Genomic DNA, 24,859 nt, shown 5'->3' on the forward strand with positions numbered 1-24,859 from the left:
CACCTCAAGCAGCTCGAGGCGGAGTCGATCCACATCCTGCGCGAAGTCGCCGCCGAGTTCGCCAACCCGGTGATGCTCTACTCCATCGGCAAGGACTCCTCGGTGATGCTGCATCTGGCGCGCAAGGCCTTCTATCCGGGGACGCCGCCGTTTCCGCTGATGCACGTCAACACCACCTGGAAGTTTCGCGAGATGATCGCGTTCCGCGACCGCATGGCCGCGGAGGTGGGCATGGACCTGATCGAACACATCAACGAAGAGGGGCGGGCCGCCAACATCAACCCCTTCGATCACGGCAGCGCCAAGTACACCGACATCATGAAGACCCAGTCCCTCAAGCAGGCGCTGGACAAGTACGGCTTCGATGCCGCCTTCGGCGGCGCGCGCCGGGACGAGGAGGCCTCCCGAGCCAAGGAACGGGTCTACTCCTTTCGCGACAAACACCATCGCTGGGACCCCAAGAACCAGCGTCCGGAGCTGTGGAACGTCTACAACGCCCGGATCAACAAGGGCGAATCGATCCGCGTGTTTCCACTCTCCAACTGGACCGAGCTCGACATCTGGCAGTACATCTACCTCGAATCGATCCCCATCGTGCCGCTGTACTACGCCGCGCCACGCCCGGTGGTCGAACGCGACGGCATGCAGATCATGGTCGACGACGACCGCCTGCCGCTAGAACCCGGCGAAGTGCCCGAACAGAAGTCGGTGCGTTTTCGCACCCTGGGTTGCTACCCGCTGACCGGCGCGGTGGAATCCACCGCCGCCACCTTGCCGGAGATCATCCAGGAGATGCTCCTGACCCGCACCAGTGAACGCAGTGGCCGCGCCATCGACCACGACCAGGCCGGCAGCATGGAGCGCAAGAAGCGCGAGGGGTACTTCTAATGGCACACCAATCGAATCTGATCGCCGACGACATCGACGCCTACCTCAAGGCCCACGAGAACAAGGATCTGTTGCGCTTCATCACCTGCGGCAGCGTCGATGATGGCAAATCGACCCTGATCGGGCGGCTCCTGCACGACGCCAAGATGATCTACGAGGATCAGCTCGCCGCCATTACCCGGGATTCGAAGAAAAGCGGCACCACCGGCGAGGCGGTGGATCTGGCATTGCTGGTGGACGGCTTGCAGTCCGAGCGTGAGCAGGGCATCACCATCGACGTCGCCTACCGCTACTTCTCCACGGACAAGCGCAAGTTCATCATCGCCGACACCCCGGGCCACGAGCAGTACACCCGCAACATGGCCACCGGCGCCTCCACCGCCAGTCTGGCGGTGATCTTGATCGATGCGCGCCATGGCGTACAGACCCAGACCCGCCGGCACAGTTTTATCTGCGACCTGCTGGGCATCCAGCATCTGGTGATCGCGGTCAACAAGATGGACCTGGTGGATTTCTCCCAGGCGCGTTTCGACGAGATCGTCGCCGACTATCAAACGATCAGCGACAAGCTGAATGCCCGAGACATCCGCTTCGTTCCCGTCTCGGCGCTCGAGGGCGATAACGTCGTCGATCGCAGCGAGTCCATGAGCTGGTATGACGGTCCCGCGTTACTCGACCTGCTCGAGACCGTCGAGATCACCCACGACCAGAACCTGCGCGATCTGCGCCTGCCGATACAGTATGTCAACCGGCCCAATCTGGACTTTCGCGGATACTGCGGCACCCTGAGCGCCGGGGTGATGACGCAGGGGCAAGCGGTACGTGCACTGCCTTCCGGCAAGACCTCCACCATCGAGCGCATCGTTACCTTCGATGGCGACCTGGATGCGGCATACCCCGGTCAGGCAATCACCGTGACCCTCGCGGATGAGATCGACATTTCTCGGGGCGACTGGCTGGTGGCCGAAACGGATTTAGTGCCGATGGCCGGAAGCTTCGAGGCGGATATCGTGTGGATGCACGAGTCGGCGCTGGAGCTTGGTAAATTGTACGACCTCAAGCTCGCCACTCGGGATCTAGCCGGCAAGATCACGGCCATCGACTACCAGGTCGATGTCAACAATCTGGAACAACGTCACGCCGACCATCTGGATCTCAATACTATTGCCCGCTGCCAAGTGGAACTGACCGCGCCAGTACCGGTGGACGACTACCGCGTAAGCCCGGGCACCGGCAGCTTTATCCTCATCGACCGGCTGAGCAACGTCACCGTGGGGGCGGGCATGATCCATCGGCCCCTGGAAAGTGAACTGCCCTACGAGTATCGCGAACACGACAGCAAGGCCAACGTGGTATGGAACCGCACCAGCGTGACCCAGGCCATGCGCGAGCAGATCAACGGCCATGCGGGCAAGTGCATCTGGTTTACCGGCTACTCAGGTTCCGGCAAGTCGACCTTAGCCAATGCTCTGGAAGTGGAACTCAATCGACGCGGCTACCACACCATGCTGCTCGATGGCGACAACGTCCGCCATGGCCTGTGCAAGGACTTAGGGATGGGCGAGGACGACCGCGCCGAGAATATCCGCCGAGTAGGGGAAGTGGCACGGCTATTCGCCGAGGCGGGCATCGTCGTGATCACCGCCTTCATCTCGCCGTTCCGCTCGGACCGCGATGCAGCTCGCGAACTGTTCGACGAAGGCGCTTTCTTCGAAGTGCACGTCGATACGCCGCTGGATATCTGCGAACAGCGCGATCCTAAAGGGCTTTATCAGAAAGCGCGAGAGGGCAAGATCAAGGACTTCACCGGTATCAATAGCCCTTATGAAGCGCCCAAGGCGGCGGAGATCTCTATCAATACCGCTGACTGCAATTTGCAGGAACTGGTCGGCCGGTTGGTTAGAGCCTGCTTCTGAAAAATTTAAGACGATGCAAATAATTAGCGTCTCTATTTGATTTCATAATCTCATTTGCTTGATAACAGGTTGACCATGTCGTTAAAAACGCTTTGTGTCTTTGGTACGCGTCCGGAAGCCATCAAGATGGCACCACTGGCTCTTACTCTGGCCAACGATGAACGTTTCGACGCTCAGGTTTGTGTGACAGGCCAGCACCGGGAAATGCTCGATCAGGTGCTGGATCTGTTTGGGCTCAAACCAGAGTACGACCTGAATATTATGAAGCCCGGGCAGGATCTAACCGATGTTACTACCACGATCCTGCAAGGCATGAAGCACGTGCTAGAAAGTGTAAAGCCGGATATCGTGCTTGTTCATGGTGATACTGCAACAACGTTTGCCACGACACTAGCTGCTTATTATCAGCAGATACCCGTCGGGCATGTCGAAGCCGGTCTGCGCACGGGAAATATCTACTCCCCCTGGCCCGAAGAGGCCAATCGCAAGCTTACTGGCGCACTGGCTGAACTGCACTTTGCCCCGACTGAGCGTTCCAGGCAGAACCTGCTGGAAGAGGGGGTCTTTCCCAGTAAGATACATGTGACCGGCAATACGGTCATTGATGCTCTGCTCGACGTGGTGGCCAAGCTGGAGGGCGATGATGCCTATCGGGAACGCTTCGAAAAGCACTTTGATTTTCTGGATAGCAAGCGAAAACTGATTCTGGTGACGGGGCACCGGCGTGAAAGCTTCGGTGAAGGCTTCGACCGCATCTGCCGCGCCCTGCACGACACCGCCGCTCAGCATCCCGAGGCTCAAATCGTTTACCCGGTACATCTAAACCCTAATGTACGCGAACCGGTAAATCGCCTTCTAAGTGATGTCGATAACGTACACTTAATTGAGCCGCTGGACTACCTGCCGTTCGTCTACCTAATGAATCGTGCGCATATCATCCTGACCGACTCCGGCGGCATCCAGGAAGAGGCGCCCTCGCTTGGCAAGCCGGTGCTGGTGATGCGTGACATTACCGAGCGGCCGGAAGCAGTGGATGCGGGTACCGTGCGGCTGGTAGGTAGCAATCTTGAGTCAATTGTGAGTGAGGTTTCTCGGCTATTGAATGACGGCAGTGCCTATGACCAAATGATCATTGCACATAACCCGTATGGGGATGGTCATGCATGCCAAAGGATTATAAGCGTACTCGTCAACTGGAAGATTCGTGCAGGTGCATAACGGGAACAGTAGAACCACTATGTCTTTTAATAAAATCTGTGTCATTGGGCTAGGCTATATTGGCCTACCGACTGCAGCAGTCATTGCTGCTAGACAACGACAGGTTGTAGGTGTCGATATTGATGAAGACGCAGTAAATACGATAAACCGTGGCGAGATTCACATTGTTGAGCCTGATCTGGATATGCTCGTTCACGCGACTGTCAAAGAAGGCTATCTTAGGGCGACCACTCTTGCCGAAACAGCAGATGCTTATCTCATTGCCGTTCCGACTCCTCTGACCGAAGAAAACCATCCGGATCTTTCATTTATTGATGAGGCTGTGCGCAATCTTGCTCCAGTGCTGAAGCAAGGGGACCTCGTAATCCTCGAGTCTACTTCGCCAGTCGGAACCACAGAACGCTTGGCAGGGATGTTGGCTGAGCAGCGGCCTGATCTGTCGTTTCCGCCAGTCGCTGGAAGCAATGCCGACGTTAACGTTGCCCACTGTCCCGAGCGCGTTATGCCGGGGCAGGTCATTCACGAGCTGGTTCACAATGATCGGATCGTTGGGGGGGTGAGCCCTCGTTGCGCGGAGCGAGCTCGCTCATTCTACGAACTGTTTGTTTCTGGCAAGTGCATAACAACGGATGTTCGCAGTGCAGAGATGTGCAAGCTCGCAGAAAACAGCTTCAGGGATGTGAACATCGCCTTTGCCAACGAACTATCGGCAATTTGTGAAAAACTCGGGGTGCCCGTTTGGGAGCTTATTAGCTTGGCGAACCTTCATCCTCGGGTAAATATTCTGAACCCCGGCGCTGGCGTGGGTGGACACTGTATTGCCATAGATCCTTGGTTTGTCGTCTCTCAGGCAAGGGAAGAAGCCAGGCTAATCCGGCAAGCCAGAAGCGTGAACGACACCCGGCCCAGCAAAATTATCTCAAAGATTCTGGAACGAGTATCCAATCAATTCAATAATCAGCTTAATACAACGGTTGGTCTACTCGGATTGAGCTACAAAGCGAATACGGATGATTTACGCCACAGCCCTGCTCTTGCCATTGCAAATGCATTGGCACACGAAAGGGGGGTGGCGATCATAGCAGCCGAACCACATCTCAGGCGCCGACCTGATGTTCTAGACGGAAACGTCGAGATAGTTTCTCTCGAGAATGCATGCCAGGCCGATATTGTTGTGGTACTTGTTCCCCACAAGCAGTTCCATAGCACGATCCTTGAACTCCAAAGTCGTGATCATGTGATAGACGTTTGTGGTTTGCTGAACACTTTCTGATACATGATACAATGAGAAGGTAAGAATGAACTTTTTCCAAGATAAAACAGTTTTGGTGACCGGCGGCTGCGGTACCGTAGGCCGTGAGCTGGTCAAACAGCTTATTCATAAATACGACGTGAAAGAGTTGATTGTTCTGGACAATAACGAGAGTGAACTGTTTTTCCTGACAGAGGCATACCGGGATCATACAAATGCTCACTTCTTCCTCTGTGATATTCGTGACGAGAATGCACTGACCCGGAAAATGGAAGGCGCAGACATAGTTTTCCATACGGCTGCCTTCAAGCACGTTACGCTCTGTGAGCAAGTGCCCCACGAGGCTATTCAAACCAACATCATGGGGGTGGATAACGTCATCCGAGCGGCCGTAAACGCGGGTGTCTCTAAAGTCATTTTCACAAGCTCGGATAAGGCTGTTAACCCCACTAACGTTATGGGTACGTCCAAGCTTATGGGCGAACGGCTGACCACAGCTGCAAACGTTGAGTATCGCAAATCAGGCTGTATTTTTGCTTCAACCCGTTTTGGCAACGTCCTTGGCTCCCGTGGTTCCGTTATTCCAATTTTCCAGGAGCAGATCAAAAAAGGCGGTCCCATTACACTAACGCACCAGGATATGACCCGCTTTATCATGAGCATTGAAGAGTCGGTTCAACTGATTATCGATTCTTCCATGCTGGCCAGGGGCGGTGAAGTGTTTGTTACCAAAATGCCTGTGATCAGAATCAAGGATCTGGCGGATGTGATGATTGAAAAGCTGGCGGAAGAGTATCAACAGAATCCTCAGCACATTGAAATCCAGGAAATCGGCGTGAAGCCCGGCGAAAAACTTTATGAAGAGCTGATGACTGGCGAAGAAACCGGGCGTGCCATCGAGTTGGAGCGTTACTTCGTCATCAAGCCGGCCATCATGAAGCGTTTCGCCGATATTGATTATTCCTACAATGGGATACTCTCTGAAGAGGTGACCAACCCCTACCATTCGGGGAACGAGCCGGCGCTGACTCATGACGAGCTGGCACAGTTCCTGACCGATAATCGTCTCATTTAAAGCTGCTATTTAACCTACTTATCGCCCAGCGCAGGTGCGAAGGGCCGGTGACAATTGATTGGAGTGACTTATGCACGTTTTGATTCTCGGTGGTGACGGTTACCTGGGTTGGCCGACGGCCATGTATTTCTCGGCTCGCGGGTATGAGGTAACCGTGGTAGACAACTACCTGCGGCGCAACAACTGCCAGGACCTGGACGTTGGCATGCTGTACCCGGTGCCCACCCTGATGGAGCGGGCGAAGATCTGGCACGAGAGAACAGGCCACGAGATCAAGGTAGTCATTGGAGACCTGGCGGATCCAGAAGTAATGCGCTCTCTGTTTGATGGACGTGTGAAATACAACTGGAGTGTTAACTCCACGTTCTCCGGTATTCCTGAAACCGTTGTTCACTACGCTGAGCAGCCCTCTGCGCCGTTCTCCTTAATTGACTACGCCCACGCCGACCAGACGATTGTGAATAATCTGCGGGTGACCAATAACCTGATGTTTGCGGTGCGCGACTTTTCCCGCGATACCCACATCATCAAGCTGGGCACCATGGGCGAGTACGGCACCCCCAATATCGACATCGAAGAAGGTTGGATCGAAATCGAGCACAAGGGACGCAAGGGCAAGTTTCTGTTCCCCCGTGCAGCCGGCTCCATCTACCACACGACAAAAGTCATGGACACAGACCTCCTCTGGTTCGGTGTACGGATGTGGGATCTGAAAGTGACCGATCTGATGCAGGGCCCGGTGTACGGTATTGAGACCGATGAATCCGCTGTAGATCCGCGTTTGAGCACTATCTTCAACTATGACGAAGTGTTCGGCACCATCGTAAATCGCTTCATTGTGCAGGCTGTTGTGGACTACCCCCTAACCGTATACGGCAAAGGCGGGCAGACCCGTGGCTATCTCAATATCAAAGATACTCTTCAGTGTGTGCACCATGCGGAGAAGAGCCCCGCAGACAAAGGCGATCTGCGCATCTTTAACCAGATTATGGAAACTTTCTCTGTCAACGAACTCGCTGAAATGACCCAGCGCGTCGGTCAGCAACTGGGCTACGACGTGAAGGTGGACCACCTTGAAAATCCACGAAAAGAAGCCGAAGAGCACTATTACAATCCTACTTATCAGGGCCTTATTGAGTTGGGTGTGAAACCGCATTACCTGACGGACGAGGTAGTGACTGAGATATTCAAGGTAGTTGAGAAATACAAAAGAGCGATTCGTAAAGACGTGATCTTTAAAGGGATCAAGTGGTAACAACAGAAGAGGTGTTTCCCGATGGTCTGGAGTAGCGAAGAACTCACGAAAGCAAGATTTTGGGCCGAGCCTCTTCAAGTACGTGAAGTGCCAAGTAGAGAAGCGCTATCGAATCTGAAAGTCGGTTTTATTGGAAGTCATCGGCTGAAGATAAATCTTGAATTCGACTGTTCAATTTATACTCTAACCCGACAAAATTTTCGGTCAGTCATAGCTTCTTCTGGTCTCGATTTTATTTTGTTTGAGCCAGCGCTGAATTCTAACCGTAAAGAATGGGATGCAGCCGCAACTGATTACTACAATAATCTTGAGGCTCTGAGTCAGATTGCAAGCCAGAGTGGAGTCCCGCTCGTTTATTGGGATACGCTAGGTGAAGGATATGACTCAATATTTTCACCCATTTGGTCGCTTTTTCCATACCGTTACACAGCTGATTCGAACCGTGGCGGTGAGTGGCGTCAACTGGAACCGGCAATTCAGCCAGCTCTGCATAACCCATTCCGTCATCGTGGAGATGTTACGCTTTTTTCCGTGCCTGTGCTGTTCGATGGGATGGTTGATATTTCGAGACGTTCAAGAGATTTTGAGTTTCTTGAGCTAATAAATAATGAAGAGCTTTGTGTATTTGATTCACGGTATACTATGTTCCCTAATAAGATCCAGGAACTTGATTCTCGCTTTTCTAATGTGTTGGGGCATTTGCCGGTAGAGTTGGCCTATAAGGCCTATAAATTCTCTCGTTATTATTTGACGGTTTCTACGACTCAGAAAGAACCAGTTGCTCGTCTATTTGATTGTATTGAAGCTGCTGCTTGCGGTGCATGGGTGCTCGATGCAGGACCAGAATATATTAAAGGTACATTTAAGGGTTTGTTTCAAAAAATACCAAAGGATGATTTGCAGAAATGGCTGAAAAATACAAGTGGGGAAGAATGGAATGCCCAAAGACAGCTAAACTTGAGAGCGTTAGTGCTAAATCACACATATGCTCATCGTTTAAGTAAGTTGTGTGACGATTTGGGAGTTAGTAATGAAGAGCCTAGGTTTCCAAAAATTTCCATTATTACACCAAGCAATCGTCCGCACCTTTCAAAAAAAATTGTCACACAATTCATTAATCAAACTTACTCTAAAAAAGAACTAGTTTACGTTTATAATGCTAACAGATCAAATGAAATATCTGATGTTGTAGAATCTGTTGATAATCTAAAATTTTATAGCCTTCCCCCAGAAATGAATATTGGTAGTTGCATGAATTATGCTATTAGTAAAGCGACTGGCGAGTTTTGCGTCAAAATGGATGATGATGATTTTTATGGCAATAATTATCTGCTTGATATTTTTGTCTGCCTAAAGTGTATCGCAGCAGATTTTTGGGGAAAGCCGCCTAGCTTTATCTATTTTCAGTCTACTGATGAATTGTATTTTCGAGAAAATTCCAATAGACGAGCCGTGCCATATAGTTTTTGTTTGGGTAAAGAGCTTGGCCTAAGTTATAAAATGAAGAATTCAAAAAGTCTAGTTACTTTTAATTTGGCTGGAAATACTTTGGGCGGGCAAGCATCTTCATTGTTAAGACATAAATTCTCCGTGTCGAATGTTGGAGCTGTAGACACAATTTTTCATGACATGGAAAAAAAACCTAATTCGGTCGTAGCTGTAATGTGCTGTGGTAACATGGCTGTATATCGTGATGAAAACTTGGAGGCTCATAACTGGCGTGTGAGCGAAAATCAACTGAAGGGTAAAGCAAAATTGATTGGGCGGGGAATGAAACATGAGAAAGTGTTCTACTGAGTTGAGGTCGGTATGGCGGAATTAGTCTTTGTTATTGGCTCGGGACGCTCAGGCACGTCGCTAGCTTCACAAATACTGGGTAAACTCGGTGGACGAATTTCTAATGAATTGGTGCCCGTGGGTGAACAGAACCCAGATGGGGCATATGAAGACAAATTTGTTTTCGATACTATCACCCAGCTAATGCGTGAACTTGGGGCGACCCATAATTTGCCGATGCCAGAGGGATGGTTGGAAGCTTCTGCAACGCGAGCTTGCATTAATGCGTTGGTTGATAAAGTGAATGCTGAAGCTAAACTTGAGGGGGGGCCTTGGATATTGAAGGAACCAAGGTCTGCAATACTATTGCCCATGTGGCGAAAAGTGTTCAACCGTACCAAGGTGGCACCGAAATACGTATTGACCCTGCGTGACCCGAAGAACGTCTGTGTTTCGTCCTTCAAACAGTATGGGGAACCAGTCGAAGTTACAGAGTTGATGTGGCTGAATAAGTATGTATCCGCTTTAGGCGAGTTGAGTGTTAGCAGTTACTTACTGCATTATGAATCCTGGTTTACCAATCCTGTCGAGACGTCACGCGATTTGGCCGAATATGTCGGCTTGTCAGTGGATGAGGTCACCTTGAAGTCTATTGTAAGTGAAACGGTCAAGCCTCGTCTTAACCGTTCGGATTTTCTTGGCATTGAGTTAAAAAACCCTTGCGTAACGAACCTGTACCATGTCCTGCAGGCATGCAATGGCCTAGATTATAGGCGCGATCAGTTGAAGGGTGCGCTACAACAGGCAATAGCATCGATGGATGCGTTTTCCGGCTGGGTGCAGCTTTATTACGCCAAGAAAACTTCAGCCCAGCCCGCCGATAAAGAAAAAAAGGATCTAAAAAAGCTGACTAGAGAGTTTGAAAAAGCAAAGTATGATTTGGCAGACGCTCTTCAGCGAGAGTCCCAACTGCTGGCGAAACTCGAAAGCGAACAGGCAAATCAACAAAATATCAATCTGATGGCTACAAAGCTCGTCGAGGCAACTCAATCTATGCAGAAGACTGAGAAGGCTCTGAGAGAGAAAACGGAGGAGATAAAAGCCTTACGCGTGAAACTAAATAAAGTTATGAAACGCTATGACATCATTGTTTCCTCAACAAGCTATCAGTTAAGTCAGGTTTTTGCGAATATGGTGCGATCCCCATTGAGAGGGTTTTTCCTATTGCCGGTTAATTTGTTTTCGGTTCTGAAGAAATGGCGTTCACGTGGTAATTAATATCAAAGTTTCTGTTATTGTACCGCTATACAATACGACGGAATATATTACCGAGTGTCTCGAATCAGTGTTAGTTCAGACATTGAAGGAAGTCGAAATTATCGTCGTTGACGATGGCTCTACTGATGGAGGGGACAAGCTAGCAGAGCGATATTGCGCTAGGTATCCGCAGGTCAAGTTGCTGCGTCAGAAGCGTAAGCGACAAGGTGCTGCGAGAAACTTAGCGCTTTCTAATGCCAACGGTGAATATGTTTCTTTTTTGGACTCTGATGATACATTGCCTGCCGATGCACTTCAGAATATGGTCGACGCGGCAGAGCGATACGACAGCGACATGGTCTGCGGCATTCAGCAGTCCTTCAGCCAATGGCGTAGCTGGGTCGGTGTACCTGTACATCAGCGAGAGTTCAATCGACTGATTGAGCGCACCACCATTGAAGAGATGCCAACCCTGATACAGGATATCAGCGCCTGTAATCGTTTGATCCGTCGTAAAAGTATTGAAAAACATAAAATTCGCTTTCCGGAAGGTACAGCGGGTGAAGATCTGGATTTCATGGCCCGGATGTACCTTAACTGCGATGTCATCACTATATTACCAGAGGTCGTCTACAACTACCGCGGGCGTGTTGATTCGCGTACCAGTCGAATATCAGCGCAGTTTTTTGAGGATCGAGTAGCGGTCACCGAGAGCCTTAAACAGTCTTTTGCCGAAAAAGGCGCGCTGGATATATACCAGCGCCTATTGCGCTCCGAGGTGAGAAAACTCGTAGGCAATCGCTTCCTGAAGGTGATCAAAAGTTCACCTTATGATGAGCAACTGCAGATTTTCGAGATTATCGGCCGCTTAGTGAAGCAGTTGTCTCCAGCGGATATGCGTTCTGCTGAGGATTATTCGCTGCTTCAACAAGTGCGCATCATCATGCTCTGCGGCCAAGAGTATGATGCTCTTGTAGCTTATGAAAACGCTCCGCGCTCACCACGCTACCTAGCCCTGCTCAAGTCTGATGTCATCAAGGCACAACTCTTCGAACCCATGATGCGTATGCAGTTCCAAGGCGTGGCGAGCTTCGAGCGGGTGCAGCAAGCGCAAAACTCGCGAGTATTTTCTATCGCTTCGCGTATCGCTCTCAAAGCGGCAAAAGTTCTGAGGTTGGCATCGAAAGTCAAAATTCTGCCTATGCTTAAGTACTTTGCGATGGCACCGGTAGCTAAGCTGATTGCCAAGTTGAATTCAGATAAAACCATTTGGCTGATGGACGAGAGGGTTGCCAGCAGTGCTGAGGATAACGGTTACTTTTTCTTCAAGCACCTGCGTGAAACCTATCCGCAATTGCCAGTCTTCTTCGTGCTTAACCGCCACTCGCCGCATTGGGATATCGTGGCACCGCTTGGCAATGTAGTGACGCAGTACTCCTTGAAGCATGCTTATTTGCTGTGGCGTGCCCGGGTGATGTTGTCCACCGACAGCTTCCGTGGCCTAGATTACCCGAGCGAAGCTTTACCTCGCCTACGGCGCAAAACATTGAACGTATTTCTGCAGCATGGCGTGGCTGGCAACAAGACCATGACTTACACACGGGAAAATTATCCTTATTTCTCGCAGGTGATCGTTTCGAACGGCATTGAACAGGCGTTTTTCAGCGACCACTATGGATTTTCGCCCGATCAGGTGAAACTGACCGGCATCGCCCGACTGGATGCGCTGCCGACCCAGCGCGCCAAGGAGCGCTCACGTAAAATCCTGGTGGCTCCTACCTGGCGGCGCTGGCTCAGGGGTCGGGACGAAATTCAGGCCAGCCGGTATTACCATGCCTGGAACCGTTTTATCACCAGCCCGCGGCTAGCAGAGTTGCTGGATCAGCACCAGATGGAACTGTATTTCCGTCCCCATTTCAATATGATGCATTTCATTGGCGAGTTCGAAAAAAGCTCGTCACGGGTTCATGTGATCCGTGATCTCGATGAGCCGCTTCATCATCTGATTCGTGAGGCGGATTTACTGATCACCGACTATTCGAGCGTGATGTATGACTTCTTCTATCAGGAGAAGCCTGTCCTGGGTTACATGTTCGACCGCCTTGAGTGGGAGATGCAGCCGCCGGGGCCACCACATTTGGACTATGAGCGTGATCTGGCGCTTGAGTTGGTTACAACTGAGGAAGCTTTGCTGGAGCAGTTACGACAATGCCTTGAAGATGGCTGCGAAATGCCAAAAGATAAGCGTGAGCGACTAACCAAGCTGTTCACCTACCGCGATGGCAGAAACTGTGAGCGAATCTATCAGGCGGTAAAAGAGGACTTGACCCGGGTATGAGCAACTGAGTCGAAAATCGCCGAGAAGGCGCATTTATATGGTGCGTTAAGTCATTTCCATAGATCGGTTTCTACTTCAGTCTGCGGTTATTTCAAAGGGATTAAAGGAGTTTTTTTTGAACAGAGATGGAACGCAACAATTCGTTATTGTAGGACAAGGGCGTTGCGGTAGCAACTTGCTGAAATTTTCACTTAAACAGAATGGTTGTGTTAGTGTAATAGGGGAGTTGTACAACAAAAATGTTTATACTGATGTATTCGAGTTCGACGGTGTATACCGGGCTCAAAGGTTCTATGAAACAGAGCTTGCAAAAGGTCCTGTTATAGCTGCGGGGTTTAAGATATTTGCTCATCAAGCAACTAGAAAACCCGCCAAAACTGTTTGGCAATATTTGGTCAAGAAAAAAATAAAAGTAATTCATTTAGAGAGAAAAAATAAGGTTGACAGACTCATTAGCCTAGAGGTTGCTAATGCGACTGGATCCTTTCTGAAGCGTTCGGAAAGCGACGAATATAAACGACAACAACTAGACTTTCCTGTGAGTTGGTGGCGAGAGCGAATCAAGAAAGATTATGTGATAGAGGATGAATTGACAAAGCGCTTTGCCAAGAATCCTTATATTCATGTTTACTATGAGGATTTAGTGTCAGATTGGACTGAGCAGACAGGCAGGATTCAACGGTTTTTGGATGTGCCTGTTCAGGAAGTTAATAAGGCAATTGAAAAGCAGGAGTTTAAATTAAAATCTGATCGCTTGAAAAATTATGAAGAGTTAGTCGCTGCCTTTAAAAATACCGATTGCGGTTGGATGTTTTAATAAGTCAGTTTTAGGCTAAGAGAGATTGCCTGTTTATAATAATTTTTTTGAAGTGTTGCGAAAGAAGTGGCGTGGTTTCGAGACGAGCCCCTTTTACGACGCTTCTTCATGGTATGGGGCATTGCTTGGAGTTATTTGCTCTTGACTAATTATGAAGTGAAAGCCGGACGTTGGCTAGTTTTCTTGGGAGCGAAGTTTGCCTGGGTGGTACCTTTCAGGACGTCACTCGTCGTGCTACTGACTTTGTTTTCACAGATTGCTCATTTGTTGGCTTTTTTGCTGCCTCTTAAAATAGTGATTCTGCTTGGTTCAGAGGGGGTTCCTCGCTACTTTCCACCATCCTTCGCGCAGTTTGATCGCGATCTGCTGATGGTCATACTTGGTATCGCTACCGTAGGCTTCTTCGTTGCCCATACGCTCGCCGAGCGACTGATTGACTGGGTTACCAAGTCTGCAGCCCACCTGCTCGTGGAGCGTAACAAGAAGTTGGTTTTGTTCGAGAACCAGAATCAAGTTGCCGAGGGGGCCTATCAGGGCTTTGCCAGAGCCCTGGCAGGGCTGATTTTCTGCTTTCTCGCGCTGATTGCCCTGGCGTGGGTGTACCCTGAGATGGCGATGGTCATGGGGGGCTATCTCGCTTTAGTCACCGTGCTGGTGCTGGGTATTTGTTCACATAGTGAACGCACACGGGACTGGGTTAGTTCTAACCTGAGCGGATTCTTGGCTAACCTCAGTGCACTGGGGTTTTTTTGTGTGTTCGGGTACCTGGTTGTTGATTTTGTCGTGCTACAGCCCCCCGGGATTCTTACGGCCATCCTTGCAATCCTTGCGGGGCGTCAGTCATTTGGCCGTGTTGCCGCAGCGGCGGGAGGGTTGTATCGTCTTTATGGCCAGCGCGAAAAGCTGGATGCGATCTTTTTTCATGGGCGTCCTTTGTTGAGAGTGGTCGCAGACAAGCCGGGGTCATTTTGGCAACATCTGGCTCCTGGACAACGAGGTAAATGGGTGGCGCCACTGTTAAGGGAGTTCTGCGATGTTGAAACGCCAGCCCAAGAGGAGATTGACGAGAAGTTGGAGTGGCAGCAGCCGGCCACCCTCAATGTTGGCGCATTTATTTACCGTAAGCAGGGCGTAGTATGGATGGCGAAGCTGTTTGGCCAAAAAAAAGGGGGGGCCTCACAGCATGAAGCTACATTGCTCGCCGACGCACCCAGAGGGCTTCCTGCCCCGGAATTTCAGGGAAGCTCACAATACGATGCCTTTTCTTGCGGTGTGTATCGGCTTGCACCGGGAAAGGTAGTTTCATCGCAGCATCATGGCTCCGTACGTTTCCAGGTATATTCCGAACTGCTCTCAGTAGAGCTTCCTAAGCCCTTGGTAAGGCGCTACCTTCGGTCCATGTCGACACTACCACACCGGATGAGTGCTACCTGGCTGGAGCGGCTTGCAGTCGCGGTTGTTACCCCCGAACAACGGCGGTCGCTGAAGGGACTTAGTCTGCATTGGCAGGGGTTACGCGATCTTCTGAGCGCGCTGCCTCTTGTAATCTACAATCCTTCGTTGAAGCCCGGTTCATTATGGCAAGCTGAGTCCTCTGGGGACTTGTGTATACTGCACTGGGAAAAGTGGAGTTTGGAGCCGGTTGGTGCGGGGTGGCCATTAGGTGGAAAAGCACTTGATCAGTTACTTGAGGCGCACGAGCAAGCCCGTAAACATCGAAAATCCATGCGTCATTGTCCGTTCGAGCACCTAGTGTTGGCAGCACTGGCATTCGAGCTTGAACAGCATGTAAAGAACCAAAAACTGGACATGGCAGCCGAGACAGCAAAGCAGTTGTGGCAGACGCTTGAGGGCTTAGTAGAGGTAAATAAACTTGAGAAAGAGTTGGGGGGTAGTGATCATTAATCGTGCCCGCAACTTTTTGCGTGTTACTGCATATGGAGTCCGCCATAAAAAAATAAAATCTTAATCTCGATTGCAGATTCGGAAATGCTCCCCTTTCGGTCAAATTATAGTACAGTTATTATAATTAAATTTTTTCAATTTAAATTTCGATCATTTTTATAAGATAAGATAATGTTATTTTTATTTATGCCAAAATGAGAGCGGCTTTTGTGATGAAGTTTATTTTTGATCCGGCTTGCAAGCAATAGTAAATTTGCCAAATATTACGAGTCTTGTGATCTGTTTTCCTGTAAAAAGGTATGTTCTTTGCAAGCGTCTACTAAAGTATTAATGTTGGCTCCGGTTCTTAGAAATTGGGGTAACCGGGTGGTTCGCGAGTCGGAATCATTGTCAGAAACGGGGTACTCCGTAACAGCCATGATGCAATGCGAGCAGCCGATCTCTAGAAACGGTGTCGACTATGTTTGTGCTCCCCCGGCTAAGGGACGTTTGAACCGCTTTGTGAAATTGCCTTTAGTGTTATGGTTTGCCATCCGCTTTCGTGCTCATATCTACCATTTGCATAATCCCGATATGCTTCCTCTAGCGTTTTGCTTACGGCTGCTGGGGAAGCGGGTTGTCTACGATACGCATGAAGACTATTCAAGGCGATTGCTTATGCGTGAGTGGATTCCGCCTTATTTTCGCAAGCCGCTTAGTATTCTAATTTCTTCATCTGAGCAATTGTTGAGCCATGTCGTCAATGCAGTTTTTGTAACTCAGGAAAACCAATTAGATGATTTTTCTAAACGCACCTATCTTCTGAGAAACGCACCTTTTATTCCTCTCCGAGTGAAAACAGAAGTCGAATATTTGAGTGCTGATATAAAAAGAGATCCCGATATTTATCGCCTTATATATGCTGGTGGTATATCGAAGGAACGCGGACTTTTTGTCATGATGGAAGCTCTCCAAGCTTTGAATGATAAAGGTATTCCAACCCGCTTGTGGCTTATTGGCCCAGAGCTAAACGCATGTCTTGATGAGGCAAAAAAAATGCCCGGCTGGAAGTTTGTTGATTATATTGGGCTCCAGTCTCAAGAAATTGTTTTCGCGTACATGAAACAAGCTGATGTTGGTTTAGTCATATTGGGAGACATCGGGGATCATTCATCGGCTAGGCCCAGCAAGCTATTTGAATACATGGCTTGGGGGTTGCCATTCATTGCAAGCGATTTTGAATGTTGGAAATCGTTCGTGGGAGGGAAAGGGGGTGTATGGATACAGCCAGATAATGCCGCCGCTCTCTCTGATGCTTTGAAGTCTCTTTATTATGATGTCCATTCGAGAGATGTCTTGTCAAATGAAGGGAAGGTCTTTTTTAATGAGTTTAACTGGGGGGGCGAAAGCAAGATACTTCTCGATACTTATAAGACGATTTTATTATAGCTCTTGTTGTGTGTTGGTCGTATTTTCAATAAATATTATTTTTTTAAATGCCTGATCTGAAGTTTTCGCATAGCATCCATGTCAGGATGACTGACACGGGTGGAGCCATGGCAAGGCGCTTCGTTGCTCCTCTCACTGAATCTGAACATCAGACGCTGACCTCGGCCTATCACGATGGTGAGAAGCGCGTCCTACGTCGGCGTGCCCATGCCCTCCTGCTGAGTGATCGAGGCCATACCGTCAACCAGATTAGTGAGATACTGCAGGTTCGACGGATGCTGTGTCACGCTGGTTCAAACAGTGGGAAGCGTGGGGCCTTGACGGAATTATCGACGAACCTCGCCAATGCCAGCATGCATCGCTCCAAGGCCTTCATGCGCAAGATTTTGGAGTGGATGTCGCATCGTGTGCACCTGGTCTATCTGTCTGCTTACTCGCCAGAACTGAACCTGATTGAGATTTTGTGGCGGCAGATGAAGTACGCCTGGCTGCCTTTGAGCGCCTATCTGTCATTTGACCGCCTCTATGATGAAGTGCACCGTTTGCTCGGTGGCTACGGCAATAAATACATGATTAATTATGAATAGTCACTTATGTAGCATCTGAGCTTCGATTCAGATATGGTCGGCCGATTTTCGTAGGGGTAGAATCGTGCAAAGCAAAGGTCTATTTGGTACGTATCGGTTGATACTGGCAGCTTTAGTTGTAGGTCTCCACATCGGAGGGATACAGGCTATTGGATCATACGCTGTCTTCGGCTTTTACGCATTGAGCGGCTACCTAATGACATTAATTACACATGAGCGCTATGGATTCACTAAAACAGGTATATTTCTTTATTTCGGAAATCGAATACTTAAACTTTACCCTCTATACATTGGCTCTATTCTATTTACAATAGTCTTAATAACATACCTGCCTTCAAATTTTTATGAAAAGTACCATCCAACAATGTTTCTTCCGGGATCTCTTCTTGGATGGTTGAGTAATTTATCCATTATATTCGGACTGGGGTTCAAAGGGTTTGAGATCACATCAAGACTAACCCCGCCAGCGTGGGCACTAACAGTTGAGTTATTCTTTTACCTTGCAATCGGGTTAGGAGTTTCACGCACAAAAAGAATTACAGTTATATGGTTTGGAATGAGCATTCTGTATCACATAATAGTAGTTTCCGCCTCTTTATCTTGGTGGTGGAAATATTTCTCTTTCCTAGGGGCATCTTTACCCTTCTCTACGGGAGCAATGCTATACCATTACCGTGATTCGGTTACGAGGTTGGGTTTCTATTTTTCGACACGAACTGGCCTAATAACTTTATCATTTTTTTTCGCTTTAAACTGGTGGGTAGCAATGCAAATTGACTGGAGAGGAGCACCGTTCTACATAAATTTTGCTATATTTTCATGCGCACTAATGGGATGTATGGCCCGAGGAGGCAATAAAAAAACGAAACGCCTAGACACTCGCCTTGGAGATCTAAGTTATCCGTTATACCTGATTCACTATCAAGCGGGATTGGCAACTATTTTTGTTTCATCGATGCTTGGTTTAGATCTACAAAGACCGAGTCTAGAGCTTCTGGCGATCACATTGCCTGTATCATTATTGTTGGCTTTTTCCCTATCAGTCCTTATCGATAGGCCGATTGAAAGGTTAAGGTGTCGACTTAGACCTCAACCTGTCACAGAGAGCAATTCATCTAAGCTGTAACCATCCCCTAAAATCGGTACCTACGTCATTAGAGTTCTCCGGCCTACAATAAGGCAAACGGAGAGCGGCATGAAGAAATCACGCTACAGCGAGTCACAGATCGTCCAGATCCTCAAAGAGGTCGAGGGTGGCCGCCTGGTCAAGGAAGTGTGTCAGGAGTATGGCATCGCCGATGCGACCTACTACAACTGGAAGTCCACATATGGCGGCATGGAAGCCTCTGATGTGAAGCGCCTCAAGGAGCTGGAAGAGGAAAACCGCCGTCTGAAGCAGATGTACGCCGAGCTGAGCCTGGATCACAACCTGCTGAAGGATGTGATCGAAAAAAAAAAAGCTGTAACGCCGGCGGTTCGACGAGAACGGGTGAATTACCTCAAGCAGACTCACGGCGTCAGTTTCCGTCGAGCCTGCCGAATCACGGGCATCAGTGACGCCGTGTACCGGTATCGACCGGAGTCTTCTCGGGATGAACCGGTGATTGCAGCGCTTCGGAGCGCTATCCAGTCTACGCTTCAGCAAGCTGTTCAAGGTGTTGCGGCGATGGAGGCATGGCTGGAATCACACGCGGGTACATCGGCTGTACGGTGCCTTCAACCTGAACCAGCGACGACGAGGCAAGAAGCGGCTCGCCTCAAGACATCCTGAGCCGTTGGCCGTACCAGAGACGGCCAACCACTTATGTATGTCTTCCGGAATCTCACCGACGTCCGGCCACTGACCGAATCCTGGAGGGCTGAATACAACGACGAGCGACCTCACGATTCATTGGAAGACCTGACGCCATGGGAGTATCTGGCGAAACATCAACGGGCGGAAAACTCTAATCAGCGGTGCTACTAAAACAGGGATGTTTACAGCACCATAAGCCGGCTGGTGGGCGATCCTGAGTTGTGTTCATGGTATCATGCCCGCGCCAAGCAGGCGGTACAGACGCTTAACTGGGAAACTCAGGAGCAGGCATTGTTGGATCTTTACGCAAACGTATTACCGAACCGGGGCGTCGCGGGGGCCCGCGGGTGACGCAGCGGGGCAGGATATTACTGCTGAGCTTCTATTTCCCGCCCGATCTAGGTGCCGGGTCGTTCCGCACTCAGGCCCTGGTCGAGGCGCTGATGAAGCGGTTACCGCCAGGCCATACCCTTGAGGTGATTACCACGGCACCCAATCGCTATGCGCGGTATGCTAGCCCGGCGCCGACCTTCGAGACTGCTTACGATGGAAGTCTCACTGTGCGGCGTATTGAGCTGCCCAGTCACCGTAGCGGTATTCTGGATCAATCGAGAGCCTTCTTGGCGTACGCGTGGCACGTGTCGCGCCTGACACGAGGCCAGCACTACGACTTGGTTATAGCGACTTCGTCGCGCCTGATGACTGCCGTGCTGGGCCGTTATGTGGCGGGCCGTGCGTCGGCGCAGCTTTATCTCGATATACGTGACATCTTTGTAGAGAACCTGCCCTTTTTGCTGCCAAAGGGCGCGCGATGGCTGGGCATTCAATTTTTCGGCGCCCTGGAGCGCTGGGCGGTTGGTCTTGCGGCCAAGGTCAACCTGGTATCGCCGGGCTTCGAGCCCTACTTCAAGTCACGCTATCCCGATCAGCAGTTCACCTGGCATACCAATGGGGTGGACCCGCTCTTTGCTGAATCGGCCACTGAGGCCACCGCGGAGCAGTCTTCCACATTGCAGGCCTCCGACCCGAGTGAGGTGACGCGGGAATCGCGCCGCTTGCGTGTACTGTATGCGGGCAATATCGGTATGTGCCAAGGTATCGATCGCATCTTGCCAGCCTTGGCCAAACGGCTGGAAGATCGCGCCGATTTCGTATTGATCGGCGATGGCGGGAGGCGCGAAGCGTTGGAGGCCGCTCTTAAGGCAGAAATGGTTACCAACGTGGAGATCCGCTCGCCGGTGGCTAGGGAGCAGTTGAACGAGGAGTACCGGGAAGCGGACGTGTTGTTTCTTCACTTGAACGATATGTTCTGTTTTTCGCGGGTGATCCCTTCCAAGCTTTTCGAGTATGCCGCAACGGGCAAGCCGATCTGGGCCGGTGTGCGGGCCTTCCCCGCCAAGTTCTGTAATCAGCATATCGAGAATGTCAGTGTATTCGAGCCGTGCGATTCCGAAGCGGCGATGGGGGCGTTCGATTCGTTAGAGTTGGCGGCTCGCTCGCGTGAGCAGTTCATCGAGCGCTTTCGCCGAGACAGAATTATGGGAAGAATGGCTGACGATGTATTGAAGCTACTAGGGAGTACGACAAAACAGGCTATGGTCACCTCATGACCCGAACTTTCCGGCTGGTCAAACTATAGTATGGATACGCCCCCTTTATTCTAAGTACCATACTGCCCGGCAGCGCATAGTATTGTTACAGAGACGCTGAGATCTTTCTGTCCTTGAGTTACCTGATTAGCCGATGAGCGTTCCGAAACAACAGAGAAGCATTACCGAGCAGTACCCGGCCCAGATATTCGTGCCCCTAATTGACGCGGGGGCCGTGTTCTTTTCGGGCTTCCTGGCCCACTTCATCCGTTTTGGCACGATGGCCGTTCACGAACGCTTCATGCTGGGCATGGTGATCATCGCCATTTTCGTGGTAATGGCCAACTTCATCGATGGTGCCTACGTTCGCTGGCGTACAACCCGCCTCTCCAGCATTCTTTTCCGGTTGCTTGGGGTCTGGGGCATCGTGGCGCTGCTGGCAACGTCGATCATTTACCTAGCGGAAGCCTCAGTGCGTTATTCTCGTTTGTGGCTGGGGATGACCTTATTGTTCTCGTTCGGATTCGCCGCCGGCTTTCGTGTACTGGTGATGCTGTTGCTCAAGCGGGCAAGGGCGTTGGGTAAGAACTTAAGGCAAGTGTTCCTCGTAGGGCCGTCGATGAACGTGCTCAAGGTGGCCAGGGGCATGCGCAAGATGCCCGGCGAGGGCTTCGCCATTGCCGGCGTGCAGCGCCTGAAAGGAGGGTTCTCCGCCTCGGAGTCCTACGACTGCCTGGCGCGGCGGGTCGAGGCGTCGGGGGCACGGGAAGTGTGGCTTTGTCTACCGCTCGAAATGGGCGGTACCGTACGTGAGGTCATGTACGCATTGCGTCATCAGACGGTGGAGGTGCGCTTCATCCCCGAATTTCAGGATATGCGACTTCTAAATCATCGTATCAGCCGGGTGGCAGGGCACTTTTCCATCGACCTAAGCGTCACCCCGCTAGGGGAGACGGCGCGCTTTCTCAAGCGAGTAGAAGATCTTGTGCTGGGCACGCTGTTTCTGATCCTGTCGTTGCCTGTATGCGCCATCATCGCCTGCGTTCTAAAGGTGGAAGCCTCGGGGCCGGTACTCTTCAAGCAATACCGCATGGGAAGCAACGGCCGACACTTCAAGGTCTACAAGTTCCGCTCCATGGAAGTACACCAGGAAGCGGACGGCACTGTCACCCAAGCAAGCCAGGGTGATCCGCGTGTGACGCGTTTCGGCGCGTTCCTGCGGCGCACTTCATTGGACGAGCTGCCTCAGTTTTATAATGTGCTGCAGGGACGAATGTCCATCGTTGGCCCTCGCCCACATGCCTTGTCACATAACGAATATTACAAGGAGTTGGTTCAGTCCTACATGCTGCGCCACAAGGTCAAGCCGGGAATTACCGGTTGGGCACAGGTCAATGGCTTGCGCGGCGAGACGGCGACCCTGGAGAAAATGGAAAAACGCGTCGAGTACGACCTCTGGTATATTGATAATTGGTCGCTATGGCTGGACCTGCGCATCATAGCTTTAACGATATTAAGAGGATTTTCGAATCCCAATGCTTATTAAAATGTAATATTTGTAATGTTGGTGGTCGTATTTTTTATTTAATTACAAAAGTAAGTTGGCTGTATTGCAACTTTATAACGAATGTTCGTCTTTCTGCTAGGTGCAATATCTTTTCCAAATGGTTGCTCGGCAGGTGGCGGGGCGAGTTTAAGTGATCATGTAGTTCCTAGCAGCAGCCATTTGGGTTGATATGCGAAGCATGGAAAGGTGTTGGATAATATTTATATGAATAAAGCTACAAAAAAGATACTTGTCACTGGTGGTGCAGGGTTTATTGGGTCAGCCGTAATTCGGAACTTGATTCTTAATACAAGCTGTAGCGTAGTCAATGTAGATAAACTGACGTATGCTGGTAACCTTGAATCGTTGGAGCTAGTATCAGGCAGTGCTCGTTATGAATTCGAGAAAGTAGATATATGCCGTCAGGATGAGCTTGAAAGAGTATTTGCCGAGCATCGTCCGGATGCCGTCATGCACCTGGCCGCCGAAAGCCATGTCGATCGCTCCATAGACGGTCCTGCGGCATTCATTGAAACCAACATCATTGGAACCTATACGCTATTGGAAGTAGCCCGATGCTACTGGCAGGGGCTGGACGCAAAGCGTAAAGCTGAATTCCGCTTTCATCATATATCTACGGATGAAGTGTACGGCGATCTTGGTAGGCTGGAGGGCTTGTTCGTCGAGACTACGCCTTACAAGCCAAGTTCGCCATACTCTGCAAGTAAAGCGAGCTCTGATCATCTTGTGCGGGCTTGGCAGCGCACTTATAACTTTCCTTCTATAATTACTAACTGCTCAAATAATTATGGCCCCTACCATTTCCCCGAAAAGCTCATCCCGTTGGTGATTCTCAATGCGTTGGAAGGTAGAGAGCTCCCTATCTATGGGAAAGGTGAGCAGGTGCGCGACTGGTTATATGTGGAAGACCATGCCCGTGCCCTTTGCCTGGTAATGAGTAATGGTAAAATCGGTGAGACTTACAACATTGGCGGCCATAATGAGAAGCGGAACATTGATGTGGTACACGCACTATGCGACTTACTAGAAGAGATGGCTCCCGATAAGCCAGCAAGCGTTGAGAACTACCGTGATTTGATTATCTCGGTAAGTGATCGTCCTGGGCATGATCTACGCTATGCCATTGACGCAGGAAAGATGCAGCGAGAATTGGGCTGGGTACCCGTTGAATCTTTTGAAAGCGGGCTCCGCAAAACAGTCAGTTGGTATCTAAATAATCTGGATTGGTGTAAGAGAACATTGAATAATACTTATCAACGTGAACGTCTTGGTGTCGTAGTCGAGCATAAGCTATGAAGGGTATCGTTTTAGCAGGTGGCAGCGGCACACGGCTCTATCCCATCACCTTGGGAATATCGAAGCAATTGCTGCCCATCTATGACAAGCCTATGATTTATTATCCGCTTTCAGTGCTGATGCTGGCGGGTATTCGTGACATCCTTATCATTACTACACCCGAGGATAATGATAGCTTCAAGCGGTTGCTTGGTGATGGTCGTCAGTTTGGAATTGAACTGAGTTACGCTATTCAACCCGAGCCTGACGGGCTTGCTCAAGCGTTTATCATTGCTGAGGAGTTTATCGGCAATGACTGTGTTTGCCTGGTGCTAGGAGATAATGTCTTCTACGGGCAGGGGTTCACCCCTAAGCTGCTCGAGGTTGCAAAGCGTTCCCAAGGGGCCACTATATTCGGTTATCAGGTTAAGGATCCCGAGCGTTTTGGTGTCGTCGAGTTCGATGCCGATCTGCGAGTAGTTTCCATCGAAGAAAAACCACAAAGCCCAAAGTCTCACTTCGCCGTGACAGGTCTTTATTTCTACGATAACGATGTCGTGGACATTGCCAAACAGATTGCACCGTCTCATCGGGGCGAGCTGGAAATTACCAGTATTAACCAAGCCTATCTTGAGCGCGGTGATTTGAATGTCGAACTATTGGGTCGCGGGTTCGCCTGGCTGGATACGGGTACTCATGAAAGCCTCTTGGAGGCTGGCATGTTCGTGCAAACCATTGAGCAGCGTCAGGGGTTGAAAGTAGCTTGTCTGGAGGAAATCGCTTATTTACGAGGGTGGATGACTACAGAAGACTTACAGCTGCGTGCTGAAAAATTCAAGAAGAATGCCTATGGTGTGTATCTACAGAGTCTGGCCAATGGTGACTCCGCATGTTCTTGAAAGAGCCTTGCATATCTCTTGA

General features: G+C 50.2%; 17 protein-coding genes and 2 pseudogenes. All 19 read left to right on the forward strand.

Annotation, left to right across the window (positions count from 1 at the left end):
• Positions 1-888 (forward strand): sulfate adenylyltransferase subunit CysD (gene cysD, locus H7850_RS16230; RefSeq protein WP_227370527.1); only part of this gene is annotated, 888 nt, incomplete at its 5' end.
• Positions 888-2,804: a sulfate adenylyltransferase subunit CysN gene (cysN, locus tag H7850_RS16235; RefSeq protein WP_227370528.1), complete on the forward strand. Its 1,917-nt coding sequence runs from the start codon at positions 888-890 to the stop codon at positions 2,802-2,804. The genes cysD and cysN, both read left to right, overlap by 1 nt.
• Before the next feature lie 75 nt (positions 2,805-2,879).
• A complete protein-coding gene (gene wecB, locus H7850_RS16240; protein WP_227370529.1) occupies positions 2,880-4,022 on the forward strand; it encodes a non-hydrolyzing UDP-N-acetylglucosamine 2-epimerase in 1,143 nt (380 codons plus the stop codon).
• Positions 4,023-4,041: 19 nt separating this feature from the next.
• Positions 4,042-5,295: a UDP-N-acetyl-D-mannosamine dehydrogenase gene (wecC, locus tag H7850_RS16245; RefSeq protein WP_227370530.1), complete on the forward strand. Its 1,254-nt coding sequence runs from the start codon at positions 4,042-4,044 to the stop codon at positions 5,293-5,295.
• Positions 5,296-5,320: 25 nt separating this feature from the next.
• The gene (locus H7850_RS16250; RefSeq protein ID WP_227370531.1) at positions 5,321-6,349 is read left to right on the forward strand and encodes an SDR family NAD(P)-dependent oxidoreductase; all 1,029 of its coding nucleotides are present in this window, start codon (positions 5,321-5,323) and stop codon (positions 6,347-6,349) included.
• A gap of 70 nt (positions 6,350-6,419) precedes the next feature.
• Positions 6,420-7,604 carry an NAD-dependent epimerase/dehydratase family protein gene (locus H7850_RS16255; RefSeq protein WP_227370532.1) on the forward strand — a complete coding sequence of 395 codons (1,185 nt, stop codon included), beginning with the start codon at positions 6,420-6,422 and terminating at the stop codon, positions 7,602-7,604.
• A gap of 21 nt (positions 7,605-7,625) precedes the next feature.
• Positions 7,626-9,401, forward strand: coding sequence for a glycosyltransferase (locus H7850_RS16260; protein WP_227370533.1), 1,776 nt, complete (start codon positions 7,626-7,628; stop codon positions 9,399-9,401).
• Positions 9,402-9,413: 12 nt separating this feature from the next.
• Positions 9,414-10,658, forward strand: coding sequence for a sulfotransferase (locus H7850_RS16265; RefSeq protein ID WP_227370534.1), 1,245 nt, complete (start codon positions 9,414-9,416; stop codon positions 10,656-10,658).
• The gene (locus tag H7850_RS18285; protein WP_227370535.1) at positions 10,648-12,975 is read left to right on the forward strand and encodes a glycosyltransferase; all 2,328 of its coding nucleotides are present in this window, start codon (positions 10,648-10,650) and stop codon (positions 12,973-12,975) included. The genes H7850_RS16265 and H7850_RS18285 overlap by 11 nt, the downstream gene beginning before the upstream one ends.
• Before the next feature lie 115 nt (positions 12,976-13,090).
• Positions 13,091-13,792, forward strand: coding sequence for a sulfotransferase domain-containing protein (locus H7850_RS16275; protein ID WP_227370536.1), 702 nt, complete (start codon positions 13,091-13,093; stop codon positions 13,790-13,792).
• 231 nt (positions 13,793-14,023) lie between these two features.
• A complete protein-coding gene (locus tag H7850_RS16280; RefSeq protein WP_227370537.1) occupies positions 14,024-15,697 on the forward strand; it encodes a hypothetical protein in 1,674 nt (557 codons plus the stop codon).
• 306 nt (positions 15,698-16,003) lie between these two features.
• The gene (locus H7850_RS16285; protein ID WP_227370538.1) at positions 16,004-17,125 is read left to right on the forward strand and encodes a glycosyltransferase; all 1,122 of its coding nucleotides are present in this window, start codon (positions 16,004-16,006) and stop codon (positions 17,123-17,125) included.
• A 107-nt stretch (positions 17,126-17,232) separates the two neighbouring features.
• Positions 17,233-17,712, forward strand: a pseudogene (locus tag H7850_RS16290) (transposase).
• A 64-nt stretch (positions 17,713-17,776) separates the two neighbouring features.
• Complete coding sequence (locus H7850_RS18365) at positions 17,777-18,838, forward strand: acyltransferase family protein (protein ID WP_227370539.1); 1,062 nt, start codon at positions 17,777-17,779, stop codon at positions 18,836-18,838.
• 69 nt (positions 18,839-18,907) lie between these two features.
• Positions 18,908-19,678 (forward strand): annotated as a pseudogene (locus H7850_RS16300) (transposase).
• A 176-nt stretch (positions 19,679-19,854) separates the two neighbouring features.
• Complete coding sequence (locus H7850_RS16305) at positions 19,855-21,117, forward strand: glycosyltransferase family 4 protein (protein WP_227370540.1); 1,263 nt, start codon at positions 19,855-19,857, stop codon at positions 21,115-21,117.
• 133 nt (positions 21,118-21,250) lie between these two features.
• Positions 21,251-22,642, forward strand: a complete 1,392-nt coding sequence (locus tag H7850_RS16310) for an undecaprenyl-phosphate glucose phosphotransferase (RefSeq protein WP_227370541.1) — start codon at positions 21,251-21,253, stop codon at positions 22,640-22,642.
• A gap of 225 nt (positions 22,643-22,867) precedes the next feature.
• On the forward strand, positions 22,868-23,959 hold the full coding sequence (gene rfbB, locus H7850_RS16315; RefSeq protein ID WP_227370658.1) for a dTDP-glucose 4,6-dehydratase: 1,092 nt from the start codon (positions 22,868-22,870) through the stop codon (positions 23,957-23,959).
• Entirely contained in the window at positions 23,956-24,837 is an 882-nt protein-coding gene (gene rfbA / locus H7850_RS16320) for a glucose-1-phosphate thymidylyltransferase RfbA (protein ID WP_227370542.1), read from the forward strand. The genes rfbB and rfbA overlap by 4 nt, the downstream gene beginning before the upstream one ends.
• The last annotated feature ends 22 nt before the right edge of the window (positions 24,838-24,859 follow it).

The organism is Halomonas sp. M20 (genome assembly GCF_020622265.1).
In the GTDB taxonomy this organism is placed as follows: domain Bacteria; phylum Pseudomonadota; class Gammaproteobacteria; order Pseudomonadales; family Halomonadaceae; genus Modicisalibacter.